Raw genomic sequence first — 14,997 nt, 5'->3', positions numbered from 1 at the left:
TCCTGGAGGCCATTGACCCTAAGTGACAGCATGCTGCTGCCACTGGTACCCAAGACGTGTATGCGTCTGGGAGCAAGCCAAGCTGAGCTTATCAGCTTAAAAACCAAGCCTACGTTCGCGTAGCGCCGATCAAAAAAGGAAGCCATTTGGCTTCCTTTTTTTGTGTCAAAAAAACCCTGACGGGGAACTCCCGTTAGGGCGTTCTCCGTTCTAAAAAAATGGAGAACTGAAAATGGCATCTACAACCCTCAAAGTTAAAGTGCTGACCGCGTTTGGCTTCCTCGTTGCTATGTTGGGAGCTGTATACGCACCGCAGTTTGCAAAGCATGTTTTGCCTTTGACACTCTGCGTGTTCCTCGCTGTGGTGATCCTGAATGCTGAGCAGATCCTGCGTGGTGTTCTGAGCTACCTACGCGGTTGTCTGAAGGCTTCGGCTCCTCAAGCAACCAAGACCTTACCCAACGCCCGTTGGTGTAGCAGCGTCGATTATGACAACTACTACATTCCCTCCTACCTGCGTCGCCAGGGAGAAGAGAAATGATCCGTGTTGACTTCGATGTTCCAAGCTATCTCCGACTGCCACAAGGGCTATGCATTGTTTCAGAGCGCCTGGCCCATAAGCTTCCCGAGCCAGAAACCAATGAAACGATGCACCAGGCGCTTGAACCGGTGGTGATCAACAAACTGTACCGGCCGGAAGGCCGCAACCAGGTTGCATCGATCGAGAACCAAGAGCAGGGCGAGATCAAAGGGGAGTTCATCCCTCGCGAATCCCAGCCCGCGCATCAAGAAACAGCTCAAGAGATCCAAGTCGCCCAAAGCGATGAAGATCAAGATGAGCGCGCACCTGAACTCAATTTCCAAGGCGTTGCTGGCAGGTCTGTTACCGGCGAATACCGCGGTTCAGGTTTCGCCCACTATCGGTTTCTCAAGAAGAACGGAAAGTCGTTCTTCTTGCGTATCGGTGAACACCTGGTTTGGGGAATCGAGCTCAACGCTCAGCTACGCAAATCTGGAGCGCAACAAGGTGACAATATCTCGCTGACATTCCTTGGCAAAACCGCCGTGAGTGTGCTCAAAGAGGTCGTTGTCGACGGTAAGAAAGAACAGGAGTGGGTTGATACCTATCGCAACTCCTGGGAAATCAAGATCGTGAAATAGCCAGCAATGCGCCCTTCGGGGCGCATCTCAACCAAACGGAGGTACCCATGTCCAAAGACTCAGAAGGCAATTACGCCCCAGAGAAACAAGATGTGCTGGTAGCCGCTGATGGCCGCTGGCATGACATTTACGCAAGCCTCGCATCTTCATTGGTGCCGGCACACAAAAAAGCAGGACGTGGGGTTCCATGTCCGGTGCATGGTGGGGAAGACGGGTTTAAGATTTTCCGCAAGACGGCTGGATCGTCGAGCGGTGGTATCTGCCGTACCTGCGGAGTCAAGGCTGATGGCATAGCCTTGCTGATGTGGGTCAACCGCTGGAGCTTTCACCATGCTTTACAGGAGGTTGGAGCATTGCTCCGGGTCAAAGACCCGTATGGACGCACCGCTGATGGATTTATCCCAAGCGTTGTAATCCGAAAGGAGCGAGCCCCAGCAAAACCAGAGGCTTCAGACGATTGGCTGCGTGAAGCTATGCGCAACCTGTGGAAGGGAACCGTTCCTCTCACAGACCCATCAGCGGAACCAGCAAGGCTCTATCTTCGCTCCCGAGGCATTCTTGCTTGGGATCGACCAGAGCTGAGCCGCTACGTTCGCTTTCACCCGGAATTGACCTACAAGGACAAAGCCGGCAAGCGTTCTAAGCATCCAGGGATAGTGTGTACGCTCATCGATCCTGAAGGCCAGGCTGTGACCATCAACCGTCACTACCTGACGATGAAGGGTGAGAAAGCCGATCTCGCGGAGCCGAAAAAAATGTTTCCAATTCCCAGCAACCGCAAGCTTCCCGGTTGTGCGGTGCCAACATCGCATCCAGGAGAAGTCTTGGATGTATCCGAAGGATTGGAAACAGCTCTGTCGGTAGAAACAGCCATGGGTATACCAGTATGGCCCTTGGTGAATTCCTACTTGTTGGAGAACTTCGTACCACCAGCCTGCACCAAAGCAGTCCGAATCTGGGCTGACAAGGACCGCAAGGAGGGTGGCCAGAAAGCGGCATTGACCTTGAAAAAACGTCTGTGGGAAATGGGGATCAAGGCACAGATAATGTTGCCCGACATGCCCATCCCTGACGGCTCCAAAGGTGTCGACTGGAATGACGTTCTTCGTGAACGTGGTTCCCTCGGCTTCCTAGGCCACGAGGTCTATCGCGCACAGCGATAGGCCTCTGGCCTTCTCAACTTCCCCCTCTTTTTCCGACCGTAAAAGCGCCTGAAAACGCGCCCCCTCCTGTTGGCCAACGCTCACAATTCGAGCATCCCCATCTTGGCCAGACGGACTCATGACGCCCCTAAAATTTCCCATCTTGTTGCTTGCTGCCGCTATAAGCAGCACTTCCCTTGCGGGAGAGACCAAGCCCGCCGAGTCAAAAACGCCCCAGGTTGCTGGTTCTTCGTTCTACCAGGACAAAGAGCGCGGCTGGTTCTGGTACGAAGATCCGCCTCCTGAACAGGAACCCGAAAAACTCGAGCCCGCGCCGGTTCCAGCGCCCCCACCTCAAGCCGAAACGGAAGTCTCCGAGCCAGCCGCGCCCGAGCTGCCACCGACCGGCAGCGTGGCGTGGATTCGCGAAATGCTTCCGAAACTGCGTGATGCAGCCATGGATAACCCCACCAAGGAGAATGTGAGTGCGTACTTCTGGGCTCAGCGAATCATGCTCGACAAGGCCGAGCGATTCTCACGTCACTCCGTCGACGTAATCCGTAATGACCCATTCCTCGACGAGGATATGCGTTATCCCGCCTCCAACGCCGCTTCTGACGCTCTAGCAACTGCGGCCGGCAAGCAGAAAGAAACCCTGTTGAAGCTCATCGCTGGCAGCTCTGCGCTGATGTTCTTCTACAACGGTAATGACTGCATTTTGTGCGAACAGGCCCTGGCAGCGGTCTCTGCTCTCGAGTTCAGGTACGGGTTTACTGTCATGCCCGTCTCGATGGATGGGGCCCCCCTTCCTGGCGGCAAATACCCAAACACACAGTACGACACTGGGCTCGCAGAGCAGCTGGGCATCATCACCTCGCCGGCGCTGGCCCTAGTCATCCCTCCGAATGACGTGAAGATCGTCAGCTTCAGCACCGTTTCAATGGAGACGGCAACCACTCGGATTCTAATGGCGGCGAATGAAGCGGGGCTGATTTCCGATCAGGAATACAACGCCACATCCCGCCTTAACACCATGGGTTTGATCGACGCCACGAAACTGGCTGACGCACCGCCCGACGCAACAAAAAACCCTAACGAATTCGTGAATCGGATGCGCGATGAAGCTCGTCGCGCCTTTCAAAAAGACAACGGAGGTGCCCAGTGAAAATCAAACCGATCGCCCTTGCTGTAGCGCTGATGGTGCCCTTCGGGGCTCACGCGAACATTCAACAGCAGGTCAATGAAATGTTCAGCGGCATGATCAACGTCACCAGTCCAGGGGCATATAAAACAGCCACACGCGGCGTTATTACCGGCGGCTCCGTTGTCCTTCGGAATCGGATATCCACTGCCAACCTCATCAGCATTACCCCGCCAAGCGCTAAGGGTGGATGCGGGGGGATCAACCTTTACAGTGGCTCGTTCTCCTTTATCAACGGCGAAGAGTTCGTAGCGCTCATGAGGAATGTGGCGTCGAACGCTGCTGGCATTGTTTCGGGCTTTGCCTTTGAGTTGGCCCTCGATGCGATGGACGCTCAGACAGGTGGCGTGATCCGCAACCTGGCCAACAAGATCCAGGCGCTCAATCAAATGTTTTCCAACAGCTGCCAGCTGGCGAGTGGGTTGGTTACGAATGCCAAAAAGGCATACGAAGAAAGCACCGACTTCAAATCCGCGATGACAGCCTTCGGGTCGAACGTCTCATCTGACTTCTTTACCGCGAAATCCACCAAAGAAGACTCGCCAGCGAACCGGATTGCTGCCTCTGGTAAGGCCGTTCAATGCGAGAACACAGGGAACGTTCTGTGGTGCGCCATGAAGAAGTCAGGCCTTCAGTCGCAAATTCTGTTCGGTAGCGATGAGAACGCGGAATTCATCATGTCCATGGTTGGCAGCTACAACGTGTCGCTCGCAAACGACGCCAGCGGGGGGAAAAACTTCGCTGCGCATCCTATGCCGAAGCTCATCACCGGCGAAGGTTTGAAGATTCTTGTTGAGGGCTCGGCCAACCTTGATGTCAAGGTCTACCAGTGCGACCAGGATGACCCGGACTGCTCAGACCCGAACATCCGAACTCTCACCAGCTTCAAGGGCCTCGAGACTCGAATCCTAGAGGATCTTCAAAACAACGGAATCCTTGAGCGTTTTGCGAACGGCACTGCAACCGCTGCTGACGGAAACCGGATTGCATACCTCGCATCAAGCCGAGTAGGGGTGAATTTGATGAAGATCACCCAGAAGGCAGGGGCTCAATCCGGTTATGACTATCTGAACCAGTTCGCCAAGAAAATTGCTGCTGATGCTTCGATGAGCCTGATTTATCAGCTGCTTGGGCATACAGAGAAAGGCCTGACCAGCCTGAATATGGCGGATGCAGGGAAGGTGATTGAGGACCTGCGGGCTACCAAGGGTGAGCTCATGGATGAATACCGCTCGTACATCGAGGAAGCAATGCAAGGCAAAGATGCCGATGGCCAAGCCGAGAAAATGCTCCAGATGGCCCCTGTGTTTGATAATGGAACCCTGCCACAGGGAACCATCAACGATAACGCAGGCGCGTAACGGAGATATCCATGGACTTCACTATCTACACGACAGGCAGCGCCGAGTTCCTTGAGATCATGCTCAATGCCTGCGCAATGATCACAGGCAGCGGTGACGCAGAAGACCTTGCCCGTATTGGCGCGCTGATAGGCCTATTTCTGTTGGCGTTCCAAGCTGTTTTCAATAACCAGGCCATTACCTTCGGAAAGGCGGGCCTTGTGCTCGTCCTTTACATGATGTTCTACGGCCCTACAGCCACCACTGTTATCGAGGATACGGTGTCGTCGCAGGTGCGGGTGGTGGACAACGTGCCTCTTGGCCCTGCCTTTGTCGGCTCAGTCATCTCAACGGTGGCCTACGGCATTACAAAAACCGCGGAGCAGGCATTTTCTACTCCAAGCATGACCGACTACGGGCTGTTCTCGAGTCTGAGCACATTGTCGAAAGTGCGCGACGCTCTTCGGAACCCGATGGCACTGGACGGCTTCCAAAACTACCGAAAAGCGGACGGGTGGGATCTGCCCCGATCGGTGAACGAGTACATGACATTCTGTTCACTGAACCCCGTGGCGCTGAGAACGGATAAGACCTTGACCGACCTGTACCGATCGCCTGGCTGGGCGGAGGTGCTGTCAAACCAGAACTCATCGATGTTCATCTACGTCTATGACGGTACCGCCGGCACCATGAAAAGCTGTGCAGAGGCGCGGTCGTTTCTCAACGCCCATTTGCAGAACGTCTATACAGACGTGCTAGAGGACATTCTCCAGAAAGGGTTCAGCGAAGAGGCCAAGACCAACCGCATGACCAGCGGTATCCAGGTTCAAGCCGCTACTGACCAAGCTATTCAGAGCCTCGCACTGAGTAGCAAGTCGGCTCAGGACTACGTTTTGACTTCGCTAATTGCGCCGATTTTCAACGATTCCCGTGTCGATGCCATGAACCATTGGCAAGAGCAAAGAGCCGCAATGGCTCTTCGCGAATCGCTCAACCAGCAAGAAATTCAATGGGCGGGGAAGGGCGACAGCTTCAAACACTACATGAGACCGATGATCGCCTTCTTCGAGGGCATGCTCTATGCGATGACGCCGTTCATGGCCTTTGCTTTGCTCCTGGGTGGGCCAGGCCTTTCTATCCTCGGCAAGTATCTCGTGTTGCCGCTGGCGGTGGGTTTGTGGATGCCGCTGTTGAGTATCGTGAATGCTTTTACCCTCTGGTATGCAGGCTCCCAGATGGAAGCCGTATTCAACGGCTACGACCCCACAGGTTCTGGTTTCGCAATGCTCCAACTCATGGACATAGACAAAGCCATCGGCAAGGCACTGGGTATTGGCGGTCTGCTTGCGGCGTCCGTGCCTCCATTGGCACTGTTCATCGTTTCCGGCTCTGCCATGGTTGCCAACAGCGTCATGAGCCAAATGACGGCAGGCGACAAATTCAAGTCCGAAGACGTGAATCCTCGGGCCCAGGATAGCGCACCTGTTCTCAGTCAAAATGCCTCGTTTACTTCCGACCAGGTAAGCTCCGGGGTGAGCAGAACGGGATCGCCGCAGCTTGCTGAGACGATAACCGGCGACCAAGCTGCGAGTGCAGTCCTTCAGAGCGCCCAAACCGCCTCGCAAACGGCCACGAGCCAGTACCAGAGCAACCTCTCAGCGGCAGGCCAGCAACTAGCCTCGACGAGTACGGGGCGCGAAGCGATGACGCAAATGGGCGAAAGCATCAAAGCTAGCGATGCTCTCAAGCAAAGCTCTTCCTATAACCAGGCAGTTGAGAATCTTCGAAGCAGTGGTTTCTCTGAGTCGTCGATAAACATGGCAACCGCAGCCTCAGCGCTTGGTGGGCAAGCCGGCCTGAAAGGCATCATGGCCAACCTCAAAACCAGTGATGGCAAGTCGCTTTCCGAAATGAGCGGCACAGAGCGTCGAACTGCCGAAAAATCTCTCTCGCAGTTAAGTTCTTCCGTGGAGAGCGCTAACACCCGTGACCTGACATTTGCCACCGGTGATGCCTTCCGTGACTCGTCGATGGCCCAAAGTAGTGTTAGCAACACTGATCAGATAAATCAAAGCCGCACTGAAGCTCTACAGGCACAGAATACGTACAGCCAAGCGGCTTCTCAGCAAGACACCATCAGGGCAAGTCAAGGCCTCAATCTTCGCGATGCAGCGATCAAGTCGCTATCGAGAGGCGGGGTATCTCGAGCAGAGTCTGGCTTAGAACTTCAGCGCATGGCTGGTGCAACTGATGAAGGGAAAAAGCTCTTCGCTGAAGCATTTAATAGCCAAAGCATCAAAGATATGTCGTCGAATACGGACGAGCAGAGGGCGATGGCGGCAATCCGGGCGATTAACCAGCAAGGCAGGCTCGGCGAATTGGTCATGAGCCAATTCAATCCATTCGACTTCAACGTAGCTCAGGGTAATGCGGGAGAGTTTGCAAACATAGCAGACAAAGCCGGCGCAGCAACGGCCGGGAACTCAGGTTTGCAAGGCGAGTTCAATTCAAGATGGCAGGGTAACAGTGACGCATATGCAGGTGCTCAGGACATGAACATTTCTGCTAAGGAAGCGGCTGAAGACCAAGGTGCTGAGCTTGTCGGAAACCGTCATGCGGAGAACAGCCTAGCCCCACAACTCGCGCATGCTCGCAACAGTGAGGATGTTAGAGGGGCGGCAGATTCAGAGGCCGCGCAGCAACTATCGACCTTCGGTAAGAACTACGATGATAAGGGCTTGATGATCAAGGCCGCATCGGCGGTTCAGAGCATCCAGTCGGGCGGCAAAACGCTTACGAACTTCCTGGCTGGCAACGAGAACACACAATTCAGCAATGACGTTTCTGAAGGGCAGCAACTGGGGCTGACAGATAGCCAAGCCGCACTTCGAGCAGCTAGCCGGGCAGGCATGCCAACGGACTCTGATATTTATCAGTGGTCCTCCTACCACACCTACTCGGAAGCCATGATCGCGTCTGGCGGGGATGAAGACTATGCGAAGGGCGTCCATGCTTCATTGACGTACCAGGCAGCAGGAAGTGATGGAACATCTGCTGACCGGCCGGTTGTGGAAACTGTCGCTGCGGGCAATCGTCACAATCCCCTGCCCAAAAACTTTAGACCTGCGGCAATTGAAAATGCTGAACAACCCAAACAGGCCAGCGGACCGAGGAGACCGTCAATCGAATGAGTAAAAAAGGGGCTTTATAGCCCCTTTTTAGTTGAAGCCGACAAAGACAAATCGGTAGATCGCCATGACAGCGAAAAAGAGGGCGATTCCACCAATGATAGTCAGCTCCAAAGAAATCGCTCGAAGCCCAAGAATGGCATCACGACGCAAGCGAGCAAGCCCGCTTTTCCGAGGCATCCCATTCCACTCCTCGCTTAAACAGAAGGGGCAGATGCTTTTGAGAGGCTTCTCACCCCCGACCTGCACACCATCGACATAAATCGATCGCTCCATAACCACACGTGGAACCATCATTTTCTTGCAGCATTGGCACTCAGCCTTGTCGTTTCGCATCTCGTTCACCCCTCGAAAGTTCTTACCCTAAGAATCTCACAGCGCGCTGTAAACCCAAGCGAATCTACGTAATGGCAGGAACTGGCTAGGGCAGGCCTCTCCCTGGATGGGTAGACACCTCACCTTCGCGACTGCGGGCGAGCCTGGCGCACAACGAAACCTTTCTCTCTATCGACTGCCCAATTCATCCCTTGAAGAGTTCGGCCAGCCAACCCTTCACCGCGATGGCAATTCGCTCCCGCAACAGGAACATCAAAACAGACAGGCCAAGGCTCACGCCCAACGCCTCGGCACCCAAGCGGGCGAACACGACGATGTTGATCAGAAGCAACACCATGATGCCAAAAAACTCAGCATTCGCTTTTGCTCCAGTGAGAACCTGCTGCTCAGTCAGCATCCACTTGGGCGACAGGCAAAACGGACAAACCGAAGACTCCGGGTCCCGGCCACCAACGGGGACGCCGCTGATGTAGAAGGGGGCGCTAGTGACCACCTTCGGGACCATCATTTTCTTGCAGCACTGGCACTCAACTTTGTCGTTTCGCATCTCGTTCACCAATGAACTCTTCCGCCACTAAACCGCATGTGCGGTTGTCGTCGGAATTTCGCGGGTCGTTGACTTGGGCTTGACCGCTTGCGCGGACAGCGGCTTGAGTCTCGCCGTCACGCCCGTCCCAGGCGTGTCTTGCAGTATCCAGGCGTCGAGCAGTACGACCCTGGCGCTGTTCTGATCCCTCGGCAGCACGCAGCCACAGGCACAGCGGTGCATGCGCTCACTGAGCAGTTTGGGCACGATGGCCCAGCAGGCTGAACAGCGCTGCGAGGGTTTTAATCGGCGCGTATCGGACAGATGCAAAACGGAACCAGCTTCGTGCGCTTTGTAGGTGAGCATCTGATGCGCCATGCTGAAGCCGGCCGAGAGAATTTCCCGGTTCAGTCCAGCCTTTTGCCGCACGCGACGGCCCGGTTTCTCAACCGTGCCCTTAGCGCTGCGGCTCATGTTCTGGGGTTGCAGTTCTTCCGTGGCGATCAGGGCGCAGCGCTGCACCAGGGAAGTCGTTTGTTTATGCAGGAAGTCGCGCCGTCCATCTGCAATGCGCTGGTGCAGACGGATGATTTCCTGGCTTAGCAGCCGATAGCGGTGCGAACCCCGCTTCCTTCTGGCGCGTTGTCGTTGCAGGTTGGCCAACTGGGGCAGCGCCTCGCGCAGCCAGCGGGGGTTTTCGATCTGGCTGCCATCATCAAAGTTGGCCCAGTGACTGACGCCCAGGTCGATACCAATTGCATCGTCGCCTGTTCGCTCACGCCGACAGGCGGACTCGGGCACCCGTAGGGTGATCGAGGCATACCACTGATCTTGGCCGGTGGCGTGATTGCGGCGGCGGCTGAGGGTCAGGTCATTCGGCGTGAAATCGGCGAAACGGTGGCGGCCCCGCAGACGAATCATCATCGCGCCCTTGCCGCTGCCCAGCCGCAACGTGCCGCCGCGCTGGCCGAGCTGCTGGAGCTTCCAGCCGGCTGGATCGGGGTAGGAGAAGCCCGAGTAGCGGGCGCTGGATTTGAAGCGGGGAAATCCCGGTGACTGGCCAGCTTTGACCCGGCGAAAGAACGCCTGAAAGGCTCGATCCAGTCGGCGCAGGGTCTCTTGCAGGGCATGACTACCCAGCTCGACCAGCTCCGGCCGAAACTGTTTTATGACGGGTAACGTGTTCTGTTGGTCGTAGTAGCTGATACTGATACCAGCTTTGCGGTACGCCTCGATGCGCTCCTGAAGCGCAGCGTTGTACAGTTCGGCGTGCAGGCGCACCCAGCCGTCCAGCCGTTCTTGCTGGCTGACATTGGGGTAAAGCCTAAAGGTCACTTTTCGCCTTTGCATGCTTCCGACCCTACAGCATCTCACCCATAACCCAAGTCGTCCGCTTGGCATGCCGCCTGGCTACGGCCTGGCAGAGGATGTTCAGTGGTTGCACCAGATGCATCGGCCGGGCTTGAGCGCGTAACGAGCATTGATCTCCTTGCACTTGCTGCACGGGGTGAGAGTGATGTCTCCGGTCTTCATTGCGTTGCTGAGCTGGTAGCCATTGGAAGGGGAGATCATATCGCTGGCCTCGACGCCAACCGCTTTACACAGCTCCACATACTCACGATGAGCCGCAACCACCGCGCGAGCATTCGTCCGCCGAAGAGGATTGTCGGCGAGCAGCCTGTACACAGTGAGGTAGAGCAGGCTGTGAAGAGGGCTTTCAGCCAGTGTCTTATTCGGTGCCTGTATTCGCCCGCTTTGGGACTGGACAAGGGGGGTATCCCGTAGCAAAGAGCGCTTCATCCGTACTACCTCGTCTGCATTCAATCCTGTCCATTGCGCGACCAGCTTTGGCTGTAGCTTCTGCTGAAGCAACTCGGTCGCAACCACATCGAGGGGCATCGTAGACGGATAGTCTTTAACCCGGCCTATGCCACTCACGCCAGGCTTCAGGAAGTACCGAAGGTCGCCAAGCAATACGGTGGTCACGTCTCTCAGTTGATCATCTGGCGATGATAGGTTCATCCTCAGCTTCCTGAGGTTGCACCTGGTGCCAATCGAGAACCCGCCGCGGCTCACCAGCATCATGCGAGAGTCGAAAGATCCTGCCTCGAACACCCGATACCCAACATCGTCGAGGCCTACAGCCAGAATAGGGCTTGTTTCGTTGACGCGGGAGAAATGACAAAACTCCATGAACATGACCATCTTGTTGCCAATCTCCCTGAATTCCTCATCGTCCAGGTAGCCCCTGCCGACTTTCAGGGTGTTGTAGTGAACACGGTAGAGAGAAACGGGAAGGGCATCTACAGCGTTCAACTGACGCTGGTTCGCGCTCAAAGACGAAAGCCAAACCATATCGCTTTGAGTCAAGCGCTGCTCGGCGAGAATGACATTGAAATCCCGCAAGCCAGATGTCAGCCAGCGCAGACCCATTTGTATCATCGATGCGTTGATCTTAACTCGCATGTCCCTGCCCTTACTTTAAACGCTGTAGTGAACGCCAAATGCTGAGCACATTACTCGCATACTCGCGTGCGTCAAGTTCACGCTTTGGGTTTCGTGTATGGTACCCACCAATAGCAAGTTGCATATCGACAGGATATTGAGCAATCGACTCGCAAAGTATCTCAGCACCAACGCGGATGTTCACCTCGGGGTCAAGAAGAAACTCCGGGCGCGCTACTCTATTTCCGTTCCAACGATAGTTTATTTGCATAATCCCTATGTCGGTGAGGATGTCTTCGCCAATATATTTGCCGAGTACAGCCTTGGCATCCATGTAGGTATTAGGGTACAGAGCGCCACTAGGTTCATTGCGAAGCGCAAACGGGTGAGGTGCAATCATGCCTTTTCCGGCAGATGTTTTAGATTCCTTTAGAGCTAGTGAATATAGAAGCAGAGGGTCCGGCTTGCATACGGAGGCCATTGACGCTCGCTCCCACATCGTTCCTTTTAATGAAAAACCATTAGCTTTAGCGCTCACTGAAGTACCTATGGCAATGCATGCAGATACTGCAATAAAAGAGCTGATACGGATATTAAACATTTGCCCCCCTTATCCAGCTGGCAACTGGACGAGAGACTGGCTCATTACTGATTTGTTCTTTTTTGTCATCAGCAACAATATTGTCTTGCTGAATATCTGCTTGCTTACTTTTAGCATCTTCGGTCGCACTAATCATGCTTAGATATAGCGCTGCCATTGCAACAAGTCTTTTGCCACGATAATCGGGGTCAATAGTTTCAAGATGCGCGTGCAATTCTTGTGTCGCTGGCGTGACTCGGCATTGTAGTCTCATCGTTTTATCCACATTCCCTCCTCAGCGCGTCCTTGCGCACCCGTTTACATTAAGAGCGTGCGATATGCCAGAAACCTTCGGCATTGCTTTTTACGCTGTTCACGGGCTTGACTACCAATGCATCGGGAAATTCTTTTCTGGCAAATGGCTCATACAATGAGGCTCCCCCACCGCCGAGGATCACACAGTCGATAGCACGGCCCTTCAGGAATCGAAGTCCTTGTTTAATCTCAGTGAAAACTGATGGGATAACACGTTCGGCAGCACGCTCTAGATATTCTGCAAGTTCAACCTTGCGGCCATAAATCAGGATGTATGACTTACCCGACTGGAGCGCATGTTCAATTTTTTCTACGCCAGGAATACCGCCATGATCCTTCGCAATTTCTTCATTGCACGCTTCAAGTACAACAGACATAGCCTTGAGGCTGCTGCTGCTGGAATTGACTACCAGTTCGCGATGGTCAAATACGACCCAATCAACACTGAAAAATCCCGGATCGATAATGATCGAAACTGACTCCTCAATAACTTCCGATGCATCTGAGTTGCAGTAGATCTCTGTCAGAGTCCCGATCGGCTGAGCAACAACCTCTACTCGCTTAACGGTAACCTCTCGCTTTGGCGTAATGCGATGTGTCCCAGTCATACGCTTTACTAGGGCTTCCACATAGGCCTTATCGCGAGCCTGCGAGACAGGAAGACCAGTTACTAAGCAGTCAATTACGTCTTTATCACCCGCTGCATGCAGCAGAGCACCCTTAAACAGGGCCTCATAGGCGTGCGAAGACGTGTAGTCCTCGTGCAGTTCTCGTCCATCCTGAACACGGCCGGGCGCGGCAAATGCCACCCAGGGCGCTCCATCAACCTCCACGATTACTTCACCAGCGCGTAACCCAGAATCCCCAGGCAGAACGCTCAAGGGAGCGGCCTGCGAGGGGCGAATAATCGACTCCGGATGCCCATCCCCACTGCCAAAAACGCCAATCACGTTGCTGTAACCAATATCCAGACCTAAGGCGTTACCCATTCGAATGCCGCTCCCAGCAAAAAATGACAAAAGAAGTGCGTCAGATGACGACGCGAATGACCCCGCAGCACATGAAACCCCACATCCAAAGAATCCCAAGCGCTATATCTGCATCACCCGGTCACCAGATGACGACGCACCGTAATAATCAGCCTTCCTGAAAGCTTTGGGCTTCGTTTTCAGGACGTTTTAGCGTCTGAAAACGATCCACGCCTTCTCTGTCGACCCGCAAAATGCTCCCATCCACAAAGGAGCAACATATGAACTCACCCTCTGAAGCCCCCAAACACCCAGCAGTAGCGGAGCTTGATCGCGTCTATTCCAGCCTTGTCGGCCGAGCGGAGGAGCTGCGCGACTCTTTCTTCCAGACAGCCCTTTCACTGCACGCAGGTAAGCCAGGGCACATACCGATCGTGATCCGTATCCGGCAATCCAGCCCGAATGCCGTCACCATCGAATGGGCGAAAGTCATTTTGCCGAGGCTCAAGGAAGGCGAAGCCAAGAAACCGCGGGTCATCCGGACAATCAACAAGGGTCAGGGAAGCAAGTACCCGGTCTCGTCGTTCTCATTCGTCAAGGAGCCCTTGAAGAACATCGTTCGGGCCTACGAAATCCAGCTCGCCGAGATCCGGGAAACGTGCTCGGTCATTCAGCGAGTCCGCCGTCAGCTTGTCCCTGCGGTGAAGAAAGCTGGCGTGGTTGACGGCTCGATTTCTGCGTTCATCACTCATGATTACCCCGCAACGTCCGATTAAGCGAGTCGCCTGGGAACTGTGCCGAAAAATGGTGGAGCCCAACAAAATCAAGGGCTCCGACCTACAACACCTCTTCACGACACCCCTTCACGACACCCTTCGACGATGATGACACCTCTTCACAGTACCGTTTGCTGCAAACTGACCCGGCTGAATAGCCGCGACGCCTTAGCGGGCGGGCGTTTCAGGCCCGCAACACCCCTTCACGACACCCCTTCACGACACCCCTTCGGCGATGACGACACCCCTTCACGGCAACCATCTGACGTGGATATCGCTACACGCCCCGTTGCGCGGGCCTTTCAGAGCGGCGCGCATGAAACTAGCCCCAATGCGATTTTCTCTCTATGTGAGGTGAACCGTCAGACTCCCATAAGCAAGCGAGGTGGTGTGAGGGTGGTTTTCCTGAACCTGTGTCGCGAAGCGGGTGAAGGGGGTGTAACGGAAGTGAGCAAGCACCTGCGGGCAGGGAGAGGGCGGGCAGCGGATTCGGAGCGCACTAAATCCTTGGGATTGATTGCGATGGTGGGAGCATTGGCACAGCGCAAATTTGCGGGCTGGAGTAAGCAGCCAGGATTGAGAGGGAGTAAATCTCATGCTCGGGAGCGAACAACTGGAACTACTGCTTGGATCAATCGGCGCATTGAGTGCCGGGTTAGCAACCGCCTGGCTGACCTACTACGGATCGAGGTATGTACTCAGCGATGCGAAAACCGACTGCGCGAAACTGCGGGCGGCGATGAAAGCCTTGGCTGGCAAATCTGCGAGCGTAAGGGGAGGGCCTAGCGAATGATCTTCGCGAACCTGCCATACCTCGGAGCATGGACATCAGCAATCCACGGGATGATTTTCACTGGCATGTGCATTACCGGCATCGCTTGCTGCGTAAGCTTGTCGATCAAGTCAGCATTGGTTGTCACCAGCGTGATATCGAACATAAAGAGCCGGCGAAACACGGCAATGAACAGGCGGTGACATTTGGAGTTTAGAAAAAGAGATGGCGGCAGGTTATTCCCGCC

General features: G+C 54.8%; 15 protein-coding genes. 7 read left to right on the top strand and 8 right to left on the bottom strand.

What is annotated here, in order from left to right:
* Window positions 1–232: 232 nt before the first annotated feature.
* The 6 genes from DU29_RS01000000129800 to DU29_RS01000000129795 all read left to right on the top strand — a co-directional run bounded on the left by DU29_RS01000000129800 (window position 233) and on the right by DU29_RS01000000129795 (window position 8,035).
* Window positions 233–541, top strand: coding sequence for a hypothetical protein (locus tag DU29_RS01000000129800; protein ID WP_033050417.1), 309 nt, complete (start codon window positions 233–235; stop codon window positions 539–541).
* Entirely contained in the window at window positions 538–1,161 is a 624-nt protein-coding gene (locus DU29_RS0110180) for a hypothetical protein (RefSeq protein ID WP_028621620.1), read from the top strand. The genes DU29_RS01000000129800 and DU29_RS0110180 overlap by 4 nt, the downstream gene beginning before the upstream one ends.
* Window positions 1,162–1,208: 47 nt before the next feature.
* A complete protein-coding gene (locus DU29_RS0110175; protein WP_047297007.1) occupies window positions 1,209–2,324 on the top strand; it encodes a DUF7146 domain-containing protein in 1,116 nt (371 codons plus the stop codon).
* Between the two features lie 118 nt (window positions 2,325–2,442).
* A complete protein-coding gene (traF, locus tag DU29_RS0110170) occupies window positions 2,443–3,468 on the top strand; it encodes a conjugal transfer protein TraF (RefSeq protein ID WP_028621618.1) in 1,026 nt (341 codons plus the stop codon).
* Complete coding sequence (locus DU29_RS0110165) at window positions 3,465–4,865, top strand: conjugal transfer protein TraH (protein ID WP_028621617.1); 1,401 nt, start codon at window positions 3,465–3,467, stop codon at window positions 4,863–4,865. Before traF ends, DU29_RS0110165 begins: the two co-directional genes overlap by 4 nt.
* Window positions 4,866–4,876: 11 nt before the next feature.
* Complete coding sequence (locus DU29_RS01000000129795; RefSeq protein WP_047297001.1) at window positions 4,877–8,035, top strand: conjugal transfer protein TraG N-terminal domain-containing protein; 3,159 nt, start codon at window positions 4,877–4,879, stop codon at window positions 8,033–8,035.
* Between the two features lie 27 nt (window positions 8,036–8,062).
* Here DU29_RS01000000129795 and DU29_RS01000000129790 read toward each other — a convergent pair whose 3' ends face one another.
* The 7 genes from DU29_RS01000000129790 to DU29_RS0110130 all read right to left on the bottom strand — a co-directional run bounded on the left by DU29_RS01000000129790 (window position 8,063) and on the right by DU29_RS0110130 (window position 13,223).
* The gene (locus DU29_RS01000000129790; protein WP_043859881.1) at window positions 8,063–8,368 is read right to left on the bottom strand and encodes a hypothetical protein; all 306 of its coding nucleotides are present in this window, start codon (window positions 8,366–8,368) and stop codon (window positions 8,063–8,065) included.
* A 184-nt stretch (window positions 8,369–8,552) separates the two neighbouring features.
* On the bottom strand, window positions 8,553–8,924 hold the full coding sequence (locus DU29_RS0110150) for a hypothetical protein (RefSeq protein ID WP_169715582.1): 372 nt from the start codon (window positions 8,922–8,924) through the stop codon (window positions 8,553–8,555).
* An 18-nt stretch (window positions 8,925–8,942) separates the two neighbouring features.
* Window positions 8,943–10,244 (bottom strand): RNA-guided endonuclease InsQ/TnpB family protein, encoded by a 1,302-nt coding sequence (locus tag DU29_RS0110145; RefSeq protein WP_028621615.1) that lies wholly within the window; start codon window positions 10,242–10,244, stop codon window positions 8,943–8,945.
* 81 nt (window positions 10,245–10,325) lie between these two features.
* A complete protein-coding gene (locus tag DU29_RS0110140) occupies window positions 10,326–11,360 on the bottom strand; it encodes a hypothetical protein (protein ID WP_013100922.1) in 1,035 nt (344 codons plus the stop codon).
* A gap of 10 nt (window positions 11,361–11,370) precedes the next feature.
* Window positions 11,371–11,940: a transglycosylase SLT domain-containing protein gene (locus DU29_RS0110135; RefSeq protein WP_028621614.1), complete on the bottom strand. Its 570-nt coding sequence runs from the start codon at window positions 11,938–11,940 to the stop codon at window positions 11,371–11,373.
* Window positions 11,933–12,205, bottom strand: coding sequence for a hypothetical protein (locus DU29_RS1000000131350; protein ID WP_081832467.1), 273 nt, complete (start codon window positions 12,203–12,205; stop codon window positions 11,933–11,935). The genes DU29_RS0110135 and DU29_RS1000000131350 overlap by 8 nt, the downstream gene beginning before the upstream one ends.
* Before the next feature lie 37 nt (window positions 12,206–12,242).
* Window positions 12,243–13,223 carry a ParM/StbA family protein gene (locus DU29_RS0110130; protein WP_028621613.1) on the bottom strand — a complete coding sequence of 327 codons (981 nt, stop codon included), beginning with the start codon at window positions 13,221–13,223 and terminating at the stop codon, window positions 12,243–12,245.
* A gap of 260 nt (window positions 13,224–13,483) precedes the next feature.
* Between DU29_RS0110130 and mobI the strand changes: the two genes are divergently transcribed.
* Window positions 13,484–13,978: a conjugative transfer protein MobI(A/C) gene (mobI, locus tag DU29_RS0110125; protein ID WP_013100926.1), complete on the top strand. Its 495-nt coding sequence runs from the start codon at window positions 13,484–13,486 to the stop codon at window positions 13,976–13,978.
* A 782-nt stretch (window positions 13,979–14,760) separates the two neighbouring features.
* On the opposite strand, the gene DU29_RS1000000132810 is transcribed toward mobI, so the two are convergent.
* The coding region (locus DU29_RS1000000132810; protein ID WP_033050416.1) for a hypothetical protein at window positions 14,761–14,997 on the bottom strand (237 nt) is incomplete at its 5' end.

This window comes from Pseudomonas sp. Ant30-3 (genome assembly GCF_000690905.1).
GTDB lineage: Bacteria > Pseudomonadota > Gammaproteobacteria > Pseudomonadales > Pseudomonadaceae > Aquipseudomonas.
The sequence above is the reverse complement of the archived record's forward strand: the minus strand, read 5'-3'. Positions and strand labels throughout refer to the sequence as shown.

Coding starts and splice junctions, on each gene's coding strand:
- DU29_RS0110135 (WP_028621614.1), bottom strand. CDS start 11,940: ATGTTTAATATCCGTATCAGCTCTTTTATTGCAGTATCTGCATGCATT.
- DU29_RS0110130 (WP_028621613.1), bottom strand. CDS start 13,223: ATGGGTAACGCCTTAGGTCTGGATATTGGTTACAGCAACGTGATTGGC.
- DU29_RS0110175 (WP_047297007.1), top strand. CDS start 1,209: ATGTCCAAAGACTCAGAAGGCAATTACGCCCCAGAGAAACAAGATGTG.
- DU29_RS0110145 (WP_028621615.1), bottom strand. CDS start 10,244: ATGCAAAGGCGAAAAGTGACCTTTAGGCTTTACCCCAATGTCAGCCAG.
- DU29_RS0110180 (WP_028621620.1), top strand. CDS start 538: ATGATCCGTGTTGACTTCGATGTTCCAAGCTATCTCCGACTGCCACAA.
- DU29_RS01000000129790 (WP_043859881.1), bottom strand. CDS start 8,368: ATGCGAAACGACAAGGCTGAGTGCCAATGCTGCAAGAAAATGATGGTT.
- DU29_RS0110140 (WP_013100922.1), bottom strand. CDS start 11,360: ATGCGAGTTAAGATCAACGCATCGATGATACAAATGGGTCTGCGCTGG.
- DU29_RS01000000129800 (WP_033050417.1), top strand. CDS start 233: ATGGCATCTACAACCCTCAAAGTTAAAGTGCTGACCGCGTTTGGCTTC.
- traF (WP_028621618.1), top strand. CDS start 2,443: ATGACGCCCCTAAAATTTCCCATCTTGTTGCTTGCTGCCGCTATAAGC.
- mobI (WP_013100926.1), top strand. CDS start 13,484: ATGAACTCACCCTCTGAAGCCCCCAAACACCCAGCAGTAGCGGAGCTT.
- DU29_RS01000000129795 (WP_047297001.1), top strand. CDS start 4,877: ATGGACTTCACTATCTACACGACAGGCAGCGCCGAGTTCCTTGAGATC.